Here is a 16,339-nt window from a genome sequence, read left to right as displayed (position 1 = left end):
TTTGTTCGGTAAAGCTTTCAATCAGCGTCGATGCGTCACTTACCGGAGGGAGACGATTTCTCCGAAATTGTCTGCGCAGCATTTTGGATCAGTGGCCCAAAACTATCGCTAAAGCCTTCAGCAGTCCATTCTTGAAGGCTTCCCGCCACATGGATTGCACCAACGGGCGTGCCTCTCCAATCCATGATTGGGGCACCGATGACCACTTCATGATTGAGCAATTGTTTACACAACAGTGAGTGTCCGCGTTCACGTGTGGCGCGTACGTATTCCATCACACCTTCCAAATCGCGAACGGTGTGCTGCGTAAATGGGGTAAGATCAGAGCGGCTGACGATATCGGCAATAATTTCGTCCGACAGGCGCGAAAGTATCGCCACGCCACCTGCGGTGCAGTAAGTCGGCACAGCATTCCCAACAATCGTCGCGCTGAACACCTCATGTTTGGAGGGCATACGCAGTGCGTAGATCACGCGCACATCATCGAAAAGCGATAGATCAACACGCTCACTGACACGTCGCCGTAGTTCCAACATAACAGGATTTGCACGCTGCAACATGGGGTTGAGTCGCAAAAGATCGTGGGTCATATCGAGAGTGCGCAAGCCCGGCAGATAACCGCGATCGTCCGGGTCTCGCGCCAGCATATTCAGCTTGAGCAGCGTATGGACAATTCTTTGTGCAGCACTTCGATCAATGCCAGCAGCACCGGCTACCTGGCTCAGCGACAGGGGATGTCGTGCAGTTTGAAATGCTGACATCACCGCTACCGTTCGCGCGACTGACCGCAAGAATAGCGGATCATCCGCGAAGGCGTCTGCTTCATCCGGGTCGAAAGTGGATATGCCGCGCAGGTCTCGAAATGTGTTCATGAGAAAAAGCTTTAATCCAGATTCAATGATTGACAAGCGTCAAAGTTGGTCCCTATCATAAAAAATCAATATAGATGTATCGCTGACAGATACACGTAATAGCCCGAGGGGGCAAATCAGGAAAATGGGAGTACGCTCGTGTCAAAACGCGTGGCTGTAGCTGGCTTTTTGCATGAAACGAACACTTTTGCTGCAACTCCAGCAACATTGGCAGCGTTCGTTCAGGGTGGCGGATATATCCCGCTTTCGCGCGGTGACGCGATTTTCAAAAATGCGCAGAACGTCAATCTTGGTATCGCCGGGGCGCTGAAATTTGCGCATGAAGCGGGCTGGGAAATTGTGCCAATCCTATGGGCTGGCGCCATTCCTTCCGCTCCTGTCACAAAGGACGCTTATGAAACAATCGTCTCTGAGATTGTCGAAGGCTTAAAGGGATGCGGTCCGCTTGATGGTATCTTCATCGACCTTCATGGCGCCATGGTTGCCGAGCACATCGATGATGGAGAAGGCGAACTTCTGGAACGTGTGCGTGCGGTGCGCCCAAGTGAGCCGCTATCAGTAGCGCTGGATCTGCATGGCAATATCACAAAGCGCATGTTCGACCATGCAGATGTCATGGTTGGCTTCCGCACCTATCCGCATATCGATATGGCCGAAACCGGTTATCGTGCGGCGGATGCGTTGCAGGCGCTGATGGACAAGCCTCATGGCTGGCATAAGGCAATGCGACAAGGTGATTATCTCATTCCGATTGCGTGGCAGTGCACAGATGAACAGCCTGCCAAAGGCCTTTACGGCATGACCATTGATCTGCCGGAAAATGTACTGACGGCTTCGCTGTTCATGGGCTTTCCTGCGGCTGATTTTGCCGAATGCGGCCCCTCAGTCTTTGCCTATGGCTGGAACGGCCAGGCGGTTGAAGCCTGTGCCGATGAGATCATGGCAGCCCTGTCTGCGGCAGAGCCTGCCTTTGCGGGCACAGCCTATCAGCCTGAAGAAGGCGTTGCGAAAGCCATTGAGCTTTCCCGCGATGCAAGCCGTCCGATCGTCATTGCTGATACACAGGATAATCCCGGTGCGGGTGGTAGTTCAGATACCACAGGAATGCTACGCGCACTCGTTTCTGGTGGCGCGGAACGCGCTGCCATCGGCTGTATTCACGACGCAGAAGCAGCAAAGATTGCACATCAGGCAGGTGAGGGTGCGGAAGTTGAAATCGCACTCGGCGGCAAGTCGGGTATTGCAGGTGATAAGCCCTATCGAGCAAAGTTCATCGTTGAAAAACTGTCCGACGGCAAGGCACATGCAACTGGTCCCTATTATGGCGGAACATGGCTCGACATGGGACCATCCGCTTGTTTGCGGCTCGGCGGAACGCGGGTTGTCGTGACCACAAATCTGGCGCAGATGGCGGATCGTGCGCTTTATCGCATGGTTGGTATCGAGCCTGAACAGGAAGCCATTCTGGTCAATAAAAGTTCGGTACATTTCAGGGCGGATTTTGCACCAATCGCCGAAAAGCTTCTCGTTTGCACCGCTCCCGGCGCAATGCCTCTCAGCCCTGCACAATTGACGTGGAAGAATTTGCGTTCAGGCATCCGGCTTGAGCCGCTGGGAGACACATTCAAATAAAACAATAATAACAACCTTCAGAGGAACCAAGTATATGACGTTTTTTAAACCACCACACACTGGGCCTATCCTCCGCAAACTTAAATATGGCATTGCCGCTTCGCTGATTGCGCTCAGTGCTGGCCAAGCCGCAGCAGAAACAACACTAACTGCTGTTATGCACTCGGATCTGCGTATGCTCGACCCGGTAATCACTACCGCTCACATTACGCGCGATCATGCCTATATGATTTATGACGTGCTGATTGCCGTTGATGAAAACTTCAAACCTCAGCCGCAAATGGCAGAGTGGACCGTCTCAGATGACGGTAAGACCTATACATTCACCTTACGCGATGGTCTCAAATTTCATGATGGTGCGCCGGTAACGGCTACTGACGTTGTCGCTTCGCTTGAACGCTGGGCCAAGCGCGATACCGGCGGCCAGCTGATCATGGACATCACAGATTCGCTCAAAGCAAACGACGATAAAACAATCGTCTGGACGCTAAAGGAACCTTTTGCACCGTTCCTCGATACGATTGCCAAGCAGTCCGCATTACCTCCATTCATTATGCCAGCGCGTATCGCGGCAACGCCTGCTGATACTGCAATCACCGAACATATTGGTTCGGGACCGTTCAAGTTCGTACCTGCCGAGTTCCAGCCGGGCGTCGGCGTGACTTACATCAAGAATGAAGATTATGTACCGCGCAGCGAGCCAGCGAGCTGGATGGCAGGCGGTAAGGTCGTCAACGTCGATAAGGTGCGTTGGGTCACGATGACCGATGCTCAGACGGCTTCGAATGCGCTGACAAGTGGTGAAATCGACTATATCGAGCAGGTTCCGGTTGATCTTGTGCCGCTTTTTGAAGGCGATGACACAGTCGTTCTGGAGCAGCGCGATCCGCTTGGCTATCAGACCATGGGCCGCCTCAATTTCAAGCATCCGCCTTTTGATAATCCGGATATTCGCCGCGCAGCGTTCCTTGCCATGTCGCAGGAGCCAGTGCTGGCAGCTCTGATGGCTGATCCAAATTACTATAAGGTTTGTGGTGCGATTTTTGGTTGCGGCACCCCGAACGCCACAGATGTCGGCTCTGAAAGCCTTGTAGCAAAGGGCAATATCGAAGAAGCAAAAGAGCTTCTTAAGAAGGCTGGCTATGATGGTAAGCCGGTTGTCCTGATGCAGCCAACTGACGTGTCCAGTCTGTCACCGCAGCCAGTTGTTGCAGCTCAACAACTGCGGGCAGCTGGCTTTACGGTCGATATGCAGCCAATGGACTGGCAAACCCTTGTCGGTCGCCGCGCATCGAAAGATGAGCCTGCAAAGGGCGGCTGGAATATGTTCTTCACCAACTGGCAGATTCCAGAAATTGCAACACCTTTGAATTCGGTCATGCTCAATGGTCGTGGAGATCAGGCCTGGTTTGGCTGGCCGGAAGACGAGAAGATTGAAGCCCTGAAAAAGGAATATATCGCGGCCAAGACGCCTGAGGAGCAGAAAGCTGCGGTAGAGAAGATACAAGCTCAGACACTGGAAAATGTTCTCTACATTCCGCTGGGTGAATATAACCCGCCGCAGGGCCGCAGAACCAATGTCGTCGATATGCTTGGTTCGCCTGTTCCGGTCTTCTGGAATGTGAAAAAGACCGAAGAGTAATCCGCCCGCAGCTATCGCGCTTAGTGCGATAGCTCCCAGTTCAACGTGGGTCCGACGCTCTGTCGGTCCCACCTCAAGCGGGACGCGCATATGGCTGTCTATCTGTTAAAACGCATCTTCGCACTCGTGCCGGTTTTGTTGCTGGTATCGGTGTTTGTATTCCTCCTCCTGAGACTGACGCCGGGTGATCCGGCTGCAATTCTGGCTGGCGATGCCGCCACCACCGAACAGCTTGAACGCATCCGCGAAGCCATGGGCCTTAACGAGCCAATCCTCACCCAGTATTTCACCTGGATGGGTAAGATCATGCAGGGCGATCTCGGAGTGTCGCTGATTTCGGGCGTACCAGTTCTCGATATGGTTTCGCAGCGTATCGGCCCCACAATCTCTATCGCTGTGCTGACCATTATCATTGCAGTGCTTGTCGCTATTCCAATGGGTGTGATTGCTGCATGGCGCCACCGTTCATGGGCAGACTATCTTGTCATGAGCTTTTCAGTTCTTGGCTTTTCCGTCCCGGTCTTTCTTGTTGGCTATGTGCTACTGTTGATTTTCTCGGTCAATCTTGGCTGGCTTCCGGTACAGGGCTTCAAGCCGATTTCATCAGGCTTGGGTGGCTTTCTGGAGCGCGCAATCCTGCCTGCTCTTACACTTGCTTCGATCTACATCGCGCTGATCGCCCGCATGACCCGTGCGGCAATGCTAGATGTACTTGGCGAAGATTATATTCGCACCGCCCGTGCCAAAGGCGTGAGTGATCGCCGCCTGCTCTTCGTTCACGCGCTCAAAAACGCAGCCGTGCCGGTCGTGACCATCGTTGGCACTGGCTTTGCCCTGCTGATTTCCGGTGTGGTCGTAACCGAGAGCATTTTCAATATCCCGGGCATCGGGCGCCTGACGGTGGATGCAGTTCTCGCGCGCGATTATCCGGTCATTCAGGCGATGATCCTACTGACAAGTGCGCTTTATGTGTTCGTCAATCTGCTGATCGACCTTTCCTATACTCTGTTCGACCCAAGGATTCGTTATTGATGCGCTCAGAAAAAACATCAGCGGGTATGCATTGGATGCTCCGCATGTTCTCGCTGCCGCGCGTTGCACGCGTTGGTATCGGGCCAATGATTGCCGCCATTCTTCTCGGTGCAATCCTGCTTCTCACCCTCATTTCTCCGTGGATTGCTCCACACGATCCGCTCGCCATGAACCCCATGATGCGGCTTAAGCCTGCATCGGATGAATATCTGCTTGGAACTGACAATTATGGTCGCGATCTGTTTTCGCGCATGATCCTCGGTGGCCGTATTTCGCTGCTGATCGGACTTCTGGCAGCCGCCGCATCTATTGGTGTTGGCGTGATCATCGGCCTTATTGCCGGTTTCTTCCGTACTGCGGATGCCATCATCATGCGTATGATGGATGCTTTGATGGCGATGCCATCGATCCTGATCGCGATTGCTCTGGTCGCTCTCAACGGTCCATCGATTGGTTCTGTCATCATAGCGATCACCATTCCCGAAATTCCCCGCGTCGTGCGTCTGGTTCGCTCTGTCATTCTGACCGCGCGTGAGGAACCGTATGTTGAAGCAGCTTTAGCACTTGGTTCAAGCGCACCGAAGATTCTGTTCCGGCATCTGCTGCCCAATACGATGGCACCGCTCATCGTGCAGGGCACTTACATCATTGCGTCGGCAATCCTGACCGAAGCAATCCTGTCGTTTCTTGGTGCCGGTATCAGCACGGAAATCCCGACCTGGGGCAACATCATGGCAGAAGGTCGCCAGTTTTTCCGGATCAAGCCATCGATCGTGCTGTGGCCGGGTCTGTTGCTGACACTCTGCGTTTTGTCGATCAATCTATTGGGTGACGCAGCGCGCGATACACTCGACCCACGTCTGAAAAAGCGGGAGGGCTGATATGGAACTGCGCAATCGTGATTTCACACATGAACCCGTCGTTCTGGAAGTCGAAAATCTTGTTGTGGCACTTCCCGGCGGCACACCAGTTCTGCGTAGCGTAAGCTTTGACATTCGCAAGGGCGAGACCGTCTGTCTCGTGGGCGAATCCGGTTCAGGTAAGTCGGTAACGTCGCTTACCGCAATGGGGCTCTTGCCGAAAGATGCACTTCTGGTCAAAGAAGGCGCGATCAGGCTCGACGGCACCGATTTGCTCAAGCTGTCGGCTGCGGACATGAAAAAGATGCGTGCAACACGTATCTCCATGATCTTTCAGGAACCGATGACGGCGCTTAATCCTGTTATGCGGGTGGGTGAGCAGATCACGGAAGTTCTGGATGTTCATACCAGCCTTTCGTCAGAGGCCAAGCGTGCCAAAGTCATCAACATCATGGAGCAGGTACACCTGCCGGATGTAGAGCGGATTTATCAAAGCTATCCGCACCAGCTTTCAGGCGGACAGCGTCAACGTATCATGATCGCTATGGCACTCATTCTGGAGCCGGTGGTTCTGATTGCCGATGAGCCGACCACCGCGCTTGACGTGACAACACAAAAACAAATCCTGTCGCTTATTGCAGAATTGCAGGAGAAGCATGGAACAGCCGTGCTGTTCATCACCCATGATATGGGCGTGGTTGCTGAAATTGCTGATCGTGTCTGTGTCATGCGCAGCGGTGAGATCGTGGAACGAGGGACCATCCGTGAGGTTCTGACATCGCCACAGCAGCAATATACCAAAGACCTGCTTGGCTCAGTGCCAAGCCTCATTCCGCGGCTGGCGCGTGAGCCACAGGGACGTGAAGCGGTGATCCGTGTTCGTGACCTTGGCATGACCTATAAAGCTGGTGGACTGTTCAGCACAAAGCCCGGAGTTAAAGCTTCATATGAAGTGAACTTCGAGCTTCAGCCTGGAAGAACACTTGGAATTGTCGGCGAATCCGGTTCCGGCAAAACCACTGTTGCCCGCTCGATCATGCGTTTGATCGAACCGACTGAGGGTGAAATCGTCGTGGACGGGCGTGATATTGCGCATCTTGGGAAACGTGAAATGAAGCCTTTTCGCAAGAAGCTTCAGGTCGTGTTTCAGGACCCGTTCCGCTCATTGAACCCGCGTTGGACAATTGAGCAAAGCTTGACGGAAGGCCCTGTCAATTATGGTGTTCCTTATGAAGAGGCAGTCGCTGAAGCCAAACGTCTCTTGAAGATCGTTTCGCTTCCGGAGGATTCGCTGAAGCGTTATCCGCATCAGTTTTCCGGTGGCCAGCGACAGCGTATCGCCATTGCGCGTGCGGTAGCCCTTCGACCGGACATTCTGGTGGCCGACGAGGCTGTGTCTGCCCTCGACGTTTCGGTACAGGCGCAGGTTCTCGAACTTCTCGCCGAATTGCAGCGCGATACCGGCATTGCCATCATTTTCATCACCCACGATCTGCGAGTGGCCGCGCAGATTTGCGATGAAGTCTTGGTGATGAAACGCGGACAGGTTGTTGAGCAGGGCAATGCTTCCGACGTGCTTGGCAAGCCTTCGCATGAATATACGCGATCTTTGATAGAGGCGGCGCCCGGTCGCTTCTGGGATTTTGCGGCGGGACGTCCGGCCGCTTGAATTATCTTCAGTATTTCAGACAGGAATGAAATCATGCCCATCATACCGTTTATTGAGGAGAAAGCCGGCGAGATGCGCGCGGTTTTCGAAGATCTGCATCGTCATCCGCAAATTGGCTTTGAGGAACAACATGCTTCAGGCGTTGTAGCGGAACTCTTAGAAAAATGGGGCTTTGACGAGGTGCATACCGGCATCGCCAAAACCGGTGTCGTTGGCATTCTGAAAGGCAGAAATCCAGGCAATCGCCGTGTGGGTCTGCGGGCAGATATGGATGCGCTGCCGATCGACGAGATTTCGGGCGTGTCTTACACGTCGCAAAATCCCGGCCGGATGCATGCCTGTGGGCATGATGGTCATACAACCATGCTGCTTGGTGCGGCTCAATATCTTGCTGAGACGCGCAATTTCGAAGGCACTGCCGTCTTTGTTTTCCAGCCCGCCGAAGAAGGTCTTGGTGGAGCACGCGGCATGATCGCCGAAGGACTGTTTGAGCGTTTCCCTTGCGATGAAATCTACGGAATGCACAACCAGCCGATGGGCACACTAGGCAAAGCGCTTATCCGCAAGGGTGCGGCTATGGCTGGCGCAAGCTTCTTCGACATCAAACTGACCGGCAAGGGAAGCCATGCAGCCCAGCCGCACAATGCCCGCGACGTGCTGGTGATTGGCGCTGACCTGGTTGGCCAGTTGCAGACCATTGTGTCACGCAACATCCCGGCAACGGATGCCTGCGTTGTATCCTGCACGCAGTTTCATACCGGCAGCGCCTACAATATCGTGCCGGAAGTGGCAACCATCACCGGCACCATCCGCTATTTCGAGCAGCGTGTCTGTGAGCTTGCGGAAAGCCGTATCCGTGAAATCTGTGCAGGTGTGGCTGCGGGTTACGGTATCACGGTTGATGTCGATCTTCGCAACGTCTTTGACGTCCTGCGCAACGACCATGAACTCTCCGACGCTTATATGGCGGCAGCGCGCGATGTGCTGGGTGAAGACAATGTGAGCGATGATTGCCCGGCCTTTATGGGCAGTGAGGATTTTGCCGACATGCTCGCGCGTGTACCGGGTGCTTACATCAATGTGATGCATGGCGGTAAAGCTGCGCTGCATAATCCTGCTTTCGTGCTTGAGCCTGAAACACTGCCAATCGGAGCGTCGATCTATGCCCGGATCGTGGAAACCCGCCTGCCAGTAAACAAGGACTTAGCAGCATGAGTACGCATGAATTGCCATTTAACCTCGATGACATGATTGCGCGCCTGCGCCCTTGGATCGAAACGGAAAGCCCGACCTTCGATGCAAGTGCAGTTAATCGCATGGTTGAGGTTGCCGCTTATGATTTTGCTGCGGCTGGTGCCACAATTGAATTCATTCCGGGTCGCATGGGGTTCGGCGGCTCCCTGCGCGCTCGTTTCCCGCATAAGGATCAGGGCAAGCCGGGTATTCTTGTGTCAGGCCATCTTGATACGGTTCATCCGCTCGGTGTGATCAACATCAATCCCTATCGCCGCGAGGACGGTAAACTTTACGGCCCCGGCATTCAGGATATGAAGGGCGGCAACTTCGTGGCGCTTGAAGCCATGCGTGAGATCGCACGGAGCGGTCTTGCAACAAAGCTTCCCGTTACGTTTCTTTTGACACCGGATGAAGAAGTCGGCACACCGTCAACCCGCGATCTGATTGAGCAGGAAGCGCTCAAGAATAAATATGTTCTGGTGCCGGAGCCAGCATTGCGTGATGGCGGAGCGGTTGTCGGTCGTTATGCAATCGCGCGATACAATCTTGAGACTGTAGGCAAGCCAAGCCATGCCGGTTGGCTTCTCAAAGAAGGCCGCTCGGCAATCCGTCGTATGGCCGAAAAAATTATCGAGATCGAAGCGCTCACAACAGACGATTGCACCTTCTCGGTTGGAGTCATTCATGCAGGCCAATGGGTCAATTGCGTCTCATCAAGCTGTAACGCCGAAGCGCTTAGCATGGCCAAAACGCAAAAAGACCTGGAAGACGGCGTTGCGCGGATCATGGCGCTTGGCGGAGACAAAGATGGGGTTGAATTGATCATCACCCGTGGCGTCACGCGTCCTGTGTGGGAGCCGGGTCAGCCGCAGGATATGAAGCTCTTCAACTTTGCCAATGATATCGCAAAGGAGATCGGCTTCACCATGTCCGTTCAAAGTTCGGGCGGCGGCTCGGACGGTAATTTTACCGGCGCGCTTGGTGTCCCGACAATCGATTCAATCGGCGTGCGTGGCGAAGGCCTGCATACGCTGGGCGAACATATTTTCGAAGACAGTCTGGTCGAACGTGCTCGCCTTCATGCGGGCCTGTTTCTCTCACTGGAATAACAGCCAGAGGTGCGGCCATGGCCGATGCTACAAGATCAACGGCAACCCGCATTGCGGGTTTGCTGAGCGAAGTCACGATCAATGTGGATCAATGGGGCGTCGCCCATATCAGGGCAGAGAACCTGCATGATCTGTTTTTCGCGCAAGGTTTTAATGCCGCGCGCGATCGGCTCTGGCAGATCGATATAGCACGCAAGCGCGGGCTTGGTCTGCTGGCGCGTGATTTTGGCCCCGGCTATCTTGAGCAGGACAGGGCTGCACGCCTCCTGCTTTATCGCGGAGACATGGCGCCGGAATGGACGGCCTATGGTCCGGATTCGGAACAGATATGCACGGCTTTTGCTCAAGGCATCAATGCATATATCGATGCCTGTGAAGCAGGCGAGCGGGCACTTCCGCCGGAGTTCTCTCTGCTCGGTCACAAGCCTGATCGTTGGTGTGCTGTAGATGTCATTCGCGTACGCACCCATTCGCTGACACGAAATGCATCATCAGAGCTTCTACGCTCAAAAGTCATGGCAAAAGCGGGTGTGGAGCTGGGTGGTAAGCTCGATCAGTTGCGCAAGGAATTGTCGCATGGCGTGGTGCCAAAGCCGGTCGACGGCTTTGATCCCAACATCATGACTGACAGGGTTTTGCGTGACTTCCAGCTCGCTGTCAGTCCCGCCACCTTCTCCAAAGAACGCTTGGCTGCAACACTTGATGAAGCAGGTCTCTGGACGGTCGTTTCGGCGTCCGGCGACATCGCGCGCGCCTCTTTTGAAGAGGGTTCCAATAATTGGGCAATCGCAGCTGAAAAGACCACGACCGGGCGACCGATACTGGCACTCGATCCCCACCGGGCCCATGGTTTGCCATCGATACGCTACGTCGTTCATCTCACCATGCCGGGCCTTGATGTGATCGGTGCAGGTGAACCTATGGTTCCCGGAATATCCATGGGGCATAACGGTACCGCTGCCTTTGGCCTCACCATCTTTGGAGCCGATCAGGAAGATATCTACGTTTATCAGACTGATGAAAACAACCACGACCAATATGCCTATCAAGGCAATTGGGAGCGGTTCACGACGATTACTGAAGCCATCCCCGTTAAAGGGCATCTGGATCAAACCGTCGAACTCAAATTCACGAGGCATGGTCCTGTGCTCTATGAGGATAAAGCGAACAACCGCGCTTTTGGCCTGCGTACAGTCTGGATGGATGCGGGCATGGCACCTTATATGGCCAGCCTGTCCGTTATGCGGGCTAAAAACTATGCTGATTATGCCAGAGCGCTGGATGGCTGGGGATGCCCGTCGGTTAATCACATCTATGCAGATACCACAAACACCATTGCATGGAAGCCTTCAGGGGCCACGCCTGTTCGCGAGAACTGGGACGGACTTTTACCTGTCCCCGGTGATGGGTGTTATGAGTGGAATGGCTATCTGGCTCCGCAGTCTGGCCCTGTTGAAGTTAATCCAGAACGCGGCTTTATCGCGACCGCCAACGCCATGAACGTGCCTGATGCGTGGACAGCTGCTAATCCGGCGATTGGTTATGAATGGCTGGATAGCAGTCGTCACAACACCTTGCATCAAGCGCTGTCGCGCAAAGCGCCAATATCGCTTGAAGACTGCGCGCGCCTGCAAGCCTCCACTTTTTCACCCATTGCCGCGCGGACACTAAAAAGCCTCAAGGGACTGTTCCAGCATAGTAATGATCCGGCTGTGCTGCTTCTTCGCGATTGGGGTGCGGACCTTTCGGCAAAATCTGCAACGGCAGCGCTTTTTGAAGTCTGGCTGAACAAGTATCTTGGACCGCTTGTTGCAAAGGCCGAGGGTGCGACCCCGGAAGTTGTACCACTGCTCATGCCATTCGATTCACCGAGCATTGTGTCATGGCTGGAAAATGCGGAAACATCCTCCAGGCATATTGCGGCAATTCAACAAAGTCTCACCGATGCCTGGGCTGAATGCGCCTCTTTGATGGGGGCGGATGCTACGCAATGGGCATGGGGTGACATCCATAAGCTTGAGCTGCGCCATCCCTTACAGTCGTTGACAGAGGACGACTGGTCGATTGAGCCGTTAGCTTTGGGTGGTAGCAGTTCGACGCTTAATTATGCCACGTACCGATTGCACGACTTCTCGGTTGTCGCAGGTCCATCTGTCCGGATGGTCATTGATGTGGGGGATTGGGATAACAGTTTGTTTGTCAACAATCCCGGACAATCGGGTTTGCCTTCATCGGAGCACTATAAGGATCTTCTAGCAAATTGGCAGGAAGCAAGCCCAGTTCCACTGCTCTATTCAAGAGAACGTATTGATAAGGTGACCACAACTAAAATAATGCTGAGAGCGCGTTGAAGATGCCTACGCTGAAGGGGGTTATTACTTCATTGTTACAACGACATAGGTCGGATAGACCTCAACGAAAATCACGGGCGTTGCATTGATAATGGTCGCCTGATCAATCGGTGAGATTCGAACGTTCGCAAGCATATTCTCCAGTTTGGCGCGGTTCTCTTTGCTGCTGAAGAATTTATCTTTTTCGTCTTCTGCGTCGACTTTGCCAAACTGGTGCACATTAGCTCGGTCCTGTCGGATGATGCCTGCAACTTTTGTAAGGCGCTGGCCAGATGAACTATAGTGGTCGCGCTCGCTTAAACGGGCGTAATAAGTGTCAATAGGTTTATCAGCTGCATTTGCAATTCCCGTAACCACCAGCATCATAGCTGCCATGATAATCAAGCGCATGATTTCTCCTTATATCCACCTTTAAGCCACTAGCAGTTTCGTGCGTGTTCTTCAGTCTATTCTTATCGTTTTACCCTCTTTTTTTGCAGCGAGCTGATAAAGGCGGAATTTTATAGTTTTGTCTCGCCTGCTGGCTGAGACCCGCCTGTACTGTTTCGAATAATTAGTGGAGACGCGATAACAGATTGGTGGTCGCGCTCGCCAATCTGCCCGGGCTCGCTTTCAGCGAGGATTTCTATCGCGCGCTCAACCATTTTTTCGCCGTCGTGAACCAGTGTGGTAAGGTTGTAAGATGCCCAGCCAGCTTCTGCTATATTGTCATAACCTCCAACGATGATGTCATCAGGGATGCGAACACCGATTTCCTTCCGTAAAGCATCTATAGCGCCAAGCGCCAATAGGTCGTTTGCACAGTAAATCGCATCTGGTAGCTCTTTTGTCGAACTCATCATGTCTTTAAGCTGTTTGATCGCAGCATATCCCGCTTCATAGCGATAGTTGCCCTCTAAAATGAGAGGGGGCTCGAAGCCAGTTTCCTCAAGACGCTTACAAAAACCGAACTGTCGATCAATGTTTGCCTGACTGTCGACTGGGCCGGTAATATAGGCAAACTTGCGTGCGCCACGTTCAATGAAATGCTCGGCCATAACACGCGATGCACCAACACTATCGCAGCTAATCGAATGCACCCATTCGCCGGAAAAGCGGGTGTTAAAAGAGATTACTGGTACGCGCAGTTGCGATAATTGTTCCAGCGCTTCTGGACTAAGAACCGCGAGTGCGCTGACGATGGCATCAACACGATAGCCTGCCAGCATTGGCACAATATCATCGAAAGTGTGTCCGCTTTCGACGTGCACCAGCAAGATGCGCCAGCCTTCTGCCTGGAGCATCTTGGAGAAGGTTTCAAGAACGGATGTATAGAAGGGGTTGTATAGGCCGCCTATTACCACCGCTACTAGTCGAGAGCGATGGCTTAGCATGATGCTCGGGATGAAGCTTGGGCGATAACCCAGTTCTTCCGCTGCAGCCAAGACTTTTTTGCGCGTTTCGGGTGAAACGCTAGCGCCCGGCTTAAAGGTTCGTGAAACAGCGGATTGAGAAACGCCTGCCAGTCTCGCCACATCAGTGGATGATGCGTAGGGCTTATCACGTTTCATTCCATATCCTTTGCGGCTTCATGTCCCGTTTTTGAACAATCATCAGGTTTCGTTTTGCCATTATGTTCAAATGCTTTCAAGGATTTGAACTGACTTTCGCGTTGTCAGATAGCAATCACCAAAAATTTTCTATTGACGACACGCAATCTCTTTGCATAGCTATGCACTACTAGTGACTAGCTAGTCAATGCGGGTTTTGGGAGGAAAAACGCATGAGCCTAATTCGTACGACGCCATTCAGCAGGCGCGCCTTCATGAAGGGTGCTGCAGGTCTTGGTGCACTTTCAGCTTTCAGTGGAATGTCTTCGCTGCGCGCACTTGCCGAGCAGAAGCCAACGCTGGTGAATGCGATCCGTTCGCTTTCAAATCCATATCACGCTGCATGGAACAAGGGCGGCGAAGCTTTCGCAAAGTCGCTTGGTCTGGACTATGTGACGCTCGTTACTGAAGGCGATAGCGAGAAGGGCATTGCCGATATTCGTGCAATTTTGGCACGTACTGGCGGTAATGCGGTTATCAATGTCGATCCAAACGACGCTGCCGATGCGCGTCCTATCGTGGAAGCGTGCGCCGCAGCCAAGGCACATGTGCTGACGCAGTGGAATAAACCTGCCGATCTGCATCCTTGGGATCACGATCCTTATTACGTCGCGCATGTGAGCTTCGATGGTCAGCGCTATGGCGCGGAGACCGCCGAAATCCTCATTAATTCCATTGGTGGCAAGGGCGGAATTCTGGGTCTTGGCGGCACACTGTCGAACACAGTTGCGATTGATCGTCGTCAGGGCCTTGAGAAGGCGCTTGCAGCACATCCTGATGTGCAGCTTCTGGATTTTCAGGTTGCTGATTGGCAGTCAAGCAAAGCGTTCGACGTTGTCAGTGCATGGCTGACCCGTTTTGGCGATGACATCAAAGGCATCTGGTGCGCGAATGATGATATGGGTATCGGCGCGCTGGAAGCATTGCGTGCGGAAGGCCTCGCCGGGCAGATTCCAATCACCGGCGTTGATGGCATCGGAACAGCTGTTGAAGCTGTGAAGAATGGCGAGTTTGCCGCGACCGTGTCGTCTGATCCGTTCTGGCAGGGCGCTATGGGGCTTGCAATTCCTTACAGCGCGCGCGCTGGTGTCTTCGATCCATCGAAGGAGCCGAAAGATCATCGCGAGTTCTACGGCACTGCTTTGGTTGTGACCAAAGACAATGTTGATGATTTTTACGAACACAACATCAAGAACACGCCAAACCTTGATTTCAAGGATATTTGGGGGCGTGCAAGCGGACAGATCCGCGAGGGCTAAGGCCCTCACGATCTGATGCGACACGCCGTATTTGGCGAAATACTGCCTGACAGGAAAAGCATATGAGAGTTGCGAGCCAGGGTCTCAGTCCGGCTGACGCTAAAGGCGCAGCCATATCTAAAAACGGCCCTCAAAGCCGAATGCCGGAGCTGATGCGTCGGCTCGCACCTCTTATCGTGTTAGTCGTTCTATGCATTAGTTTGGGATTGATCAGCCCCAACTTCTTTTCGGTCAATAATTTCGTACGCATTGCATCAGCTTCGTCCATTCCAGTGGTGCTGACGCTTGGCGCAACGTTTGTGATCCTGCTTGGCAGCATCGATCTTTCCGTAGAAGGCGTCATGGCGCTGGCAGGCGTGGTGCTTGCATCTATGGTGGCCGCGGACAGTTCATGGTTGGGCAGTGTGTTGGGCGTAATCGCGGCAATTGCCGTGGGTGCTGCAATGGGTGCTTTTTCCGGCCTGTTGCATGTCGTCCTGCGCATACCGTCTTTCATGGTGACGCTTGGCATGTGGTTTATCGGGCTTGGCATTGCCACTTTGATGGTTGGCGGCGGAACGATTGCTATTCGTGAAGCCGCGGTACGCAGTTTCGCTTTGGAGCGTTTTGCAGGGCTTCCGTTTACCGTCTGGATTGCGCTTGCGGCCTTGTTCGTCGCTTGGGTGGTACAAAACCATACGCGCCTTGGTCGCCATATCTATGCGCTTGGTGGCGGCGAGGACATTGCGGTTCTTTCCGGTGTATCGGTCCTGCGCACCAAGTTGTTTGTTTTCGCAATGGCTGGTGCATTTTATGGCCTCGGTGCTGTGCTTGCCGCTGCGCAGCTTGGGCAGGGCAATGCCGATATTGGTACCGGTCGCCTGTTCACGACGATCACGGCTGTTGTTGTTGGTGGAACCTCGCTTCTGGGCGGGCAAGGAGGCGTTCTGCAATCGCTCATCGGCGTGCTGATCGTTTCGGTGCTGGCCAACGGAATGGTTTTGCTCGGCATCCCGCCTTATCTGCAACAGGCATTTCTTGGTCTGATGATCATCGGAGCCGTTGCTTATGCCACGCGCCGCACCCGCTTCAAGATTGTGAAATAAGCC

Annotated in this window: 13 protein-coding genes; 10 read left to right on the top strand and 3 right to left on the bottom strand. The window is 53.5% G+C overall.

The genetic code is table 11. The annotated features are described in order from the left end of the window. Window positions 1–35 precede the first annotated feature (35 nt). Window positions 36–872, bottom strand: coding sequence for an IclR family transcriptional regulator (locus tag CEV34_RS25120; protein ID WP_007880122.1), 837 nt, complete (start codon window positions 870–872; stop codon window positions 36–38). A gap of 138 nt (window positions 873–1,010) precedes the next feature. Here CEV34_RS25120 and CEV34_RS25115 point away from each other — a divergent pair, with 138 nt between their 5' ends. The 8 genes from CEV34_RS25115 (at window position 1,011) to CEV34_RS25080 (ending at window position 12,403) form a co-directional block, all read left to right on the top strand. Further along, a complete protein-coding gene (locus CEV34_RS25115; RefSeq protein WP_007880121.1) occupies window positions 1,011–2,504 on the top strand; it encodes a M81 family metallopeptidase in 1,494 nt (497 codons plus the stop codon). Between the two features lie 34 nt (window positions 2,505–2,538). Next, window positions 2,539–4,146: an ABC transporter substrate-binding protein gene (locus CEV34_RS25110; RefSeq protein WP_094544747.1), complete on the top strand. Its 1,608-nt coding sequence runs from the start codon at window positions 2,539–2,541 to the stop codon at window positions 4,144–4,146. A gap of 90 nt (window positions 4,147–4,236) precedes the next feature. Next, complete coding sequence (locus CEV34_RS25105; RefSeq protein WP_007880117.1) at window positions 4,237–5,178, top strand: ABC transporter permease; 942 nt, start codon at window positions 4,237–4,239, stop codon at window positions 5,176–5,178. Then, the gene (locus CEV34_RS25100) at window positions 5,178–6,059 is read left to right on the top strand and encodes an ABC transporter permease (RefSeq protein WP_007880116.1); all 882 of its coding nucleotides are present in this window, start codon (window positions 5,178–5,180) and stop codon (window positions 6,057–6,059) included. Before CEV34_RS25105 ends, CEV34_RS25100 begins: the two co-directional genes overlap by 1 nt. A 1-nt stretch (window position 6,060) precedes the next feature. Further along, window positions 6,061–7,707, top strand: coding sequence for an ABC transporter ATP-binding protein (locus tag CEV34_RS25095; RefSeq protein WP_007880115.1), 1,647 nt, complete (start codon window positions 6,061–6,063; stop codon window positions 7,705–7,707). Window positions 7,708–7,740: 33 nt separating this feature from the next. Continuing rightward, a complete protein-coding gene (locus CEV34_RS25090) occupies window positions 7,741–8,922 on the top strand; it encodes a M20 aminoacylase family protein (RefSeq protein ID WP_007880114.1) in 1,182 nt (393 codons plus the stop codon). Continuing rightward, window positions 8,919–10,052: a M20/M25/M40 family metallo-hydrolase gene (locus CEV34_RS25085; RefSeq protein ID WP_094544746.1), complete on the top strand. Its 1,134-nt coding sequence runs from the start codon at window positions 8,919–8,921 to the stop codon at window positions 10,050–10,052. Before CEV34_RS25090 ends, CEV34_RS25085 begins: the two co-directional genes overlap by 4 nt. 17 nt (window positions 10,053–10,069) lie before the next feature. Further along, the gene (locus tag CEV34_RS25080; RefSeq protein ID WP_094544745.1) at window positions 10,070–12,403 is read left to right on the top strand and encodes a penicillin acylase family protein; all 2,334 of its coding nucleotides are present in this window, start codon (window positions 10,070–10,072) and stop codon (window positions 12,401–12,403) included. A gap of 24 nt (window positions 12,404–12,427) precedes the next feature. Here the strand turns inward: CEV34_RS25080 and CEV34_RS25075 are convergent, their stop codons facing one another. Next, window positions 12,428–12,793 (bottom strand): hypothetical protein, encoded by a 366-nt coding sequence (locus tag CEV34_RS25075; RefSeq protein ID WP_007880096.1) that lies wholly within the window; start codon window positions 12,791–12,793, stop codon window positions 12,428–12,430. A gap of 110 nt (window positions 12,794–12,903) precedes the next feature. Beyond that, window positions 12,904–13,953, bottom strand: a complete 1,050-nt coding sequence (locus tag CEV34_RS25070; protein ID WP_007880095.1) for a LacI family DNA-binding transcriptional regulator — start codon at window positions 13,951–13,953, stop codon at window positions 12,904–12,906. 212 nt (window positions 13,954–14,165) lie between these two features. Between CEV34_RS25070 and CEV34_RS25065 the strand changes: the two genes are divergently transcribed. Together CEV34_RS25065 and CEV34_RS25060 are read left to right on the top strand one after the other, a co-directional pair. Further along, window positions 14,166–15,251, top strand: a complete 1,086-nt coding sequence (locus tag CEV34_RS25065; RefSeq protein ID WP_094544744.1) for a sugar ABC transporter substrate-binding protein — start codon at window positions 14,166–14,168, stop codon at window positions 15,249–15,251. A 62-nt stretch (window positions 15,252–15,313) separates the two neighbouring features. Beyond that, window positions 15,314–16,336 (top strand): ABC transporter permease, encoded by a 1,023-nt coding sequence (locus CEV34_RS25060; RefSeq protein ID WP_083898672.1) that lies wholly within the window; start codon window positions 15,314–15,316, stop codon window positions 16,334–16,336. Window positions 16,337–16,339 lie beyond the last annotated feature (3 nt).

The organism is Brucella pseudogrignonensis (genome assembly GCF_002252525.1).
Lineage (GTDB): Bacteria > Pseudomonadota > Alphaproteobacteria > Rhizobiales > Rhizobiaceae > Brucella > Brucella pseudogrignonensis.
The sequence above is the reverse complement of the archived record's forward strand: the minus strand, read 5'-3'. Positions and strand labels throughout refer to the sequence as shown.

Coding starts and splice junctions, on each gene's coding strand:
- CEV34_RS25120 (WP_007880122.1), bottom strand. CDS start 872: ATGAACACATTTCGAGACCTGCGCGGCATATCCACTTTCGACCCGGAT.
- CEV34_RS25110 (WP_094544747.1), top strand. CDS start 2,539: ATGACGTTTTTTAAACCACCACACACTGGGCCTATCCTCCGCAAACTT.
- CEV34_RS25105 (WP_007880117.1), top strand. CDS start 4,237: ATGGCTGTCTATCTGTTAAAACGCATCTTCGCACTCGTGCCGGTTTTG.
- CEV34_RS25100 (WP_007880116.1), top strand. CDS start 5,178: ATGCGCTCAGAAAAAACATCAGCGGGTATGCATTGGATGCTCCGCATG.
- CEV34_RS25095 (WP_007880115.1), top strand. CDS start 6,061: ATGGAACTGCGCAATCGTGATTTCACACATGAACCCGTCGTTCTGGAA.
- CEV34_RS25090 (WP_007880114.1), top strand. CDS start 7,741: ATGCCCATCATACCGTTTATTGAGGAGAAAGCCGGCGAGATGCGCGCG.
- CEV34_RS25085 (WP_094544746.1), top strand. CDS start 8,919: ATGAGTACGCATGAATTGCCATTTAACCTCGATGACATGATTGCGCGC.
- CEV34_RS25080 (WP_094544745.1), top strand. CDS start 10,070: ATGGCCGATGCTACAAGATCAACGGCAACCCGCATTGCGGGTTTGCTG.
- CEV34_RS25075 (WP_007880096.1), bottom strand. CDS start 12,793: ATGCGCTTGATTATCATGGCAGCTATGATGCTGGTGGTTACGGGAATT.
- CEV34_RS25070 (WP_007880095.1), bottom strand. CDS start 13,953: ATGAAACGTGATAAGCCCTACGCATCATCCACTGATGTGGCGAGACTG.
- CEV34_RS25065 (WP_094544744.1), top strand. CDS start 14,166: ATGAGCCTAATTCGTACGACGCCATTCAGCAGGCGCGCCTTCATGAAG.
- CEV34_RS25060 (WP_083898672.1), top strand. CDS start 15,314: ATGAGAGTTGCGAGCCAGGGTCTCAGTCCGGCTGACGCTAAAGGCGCA.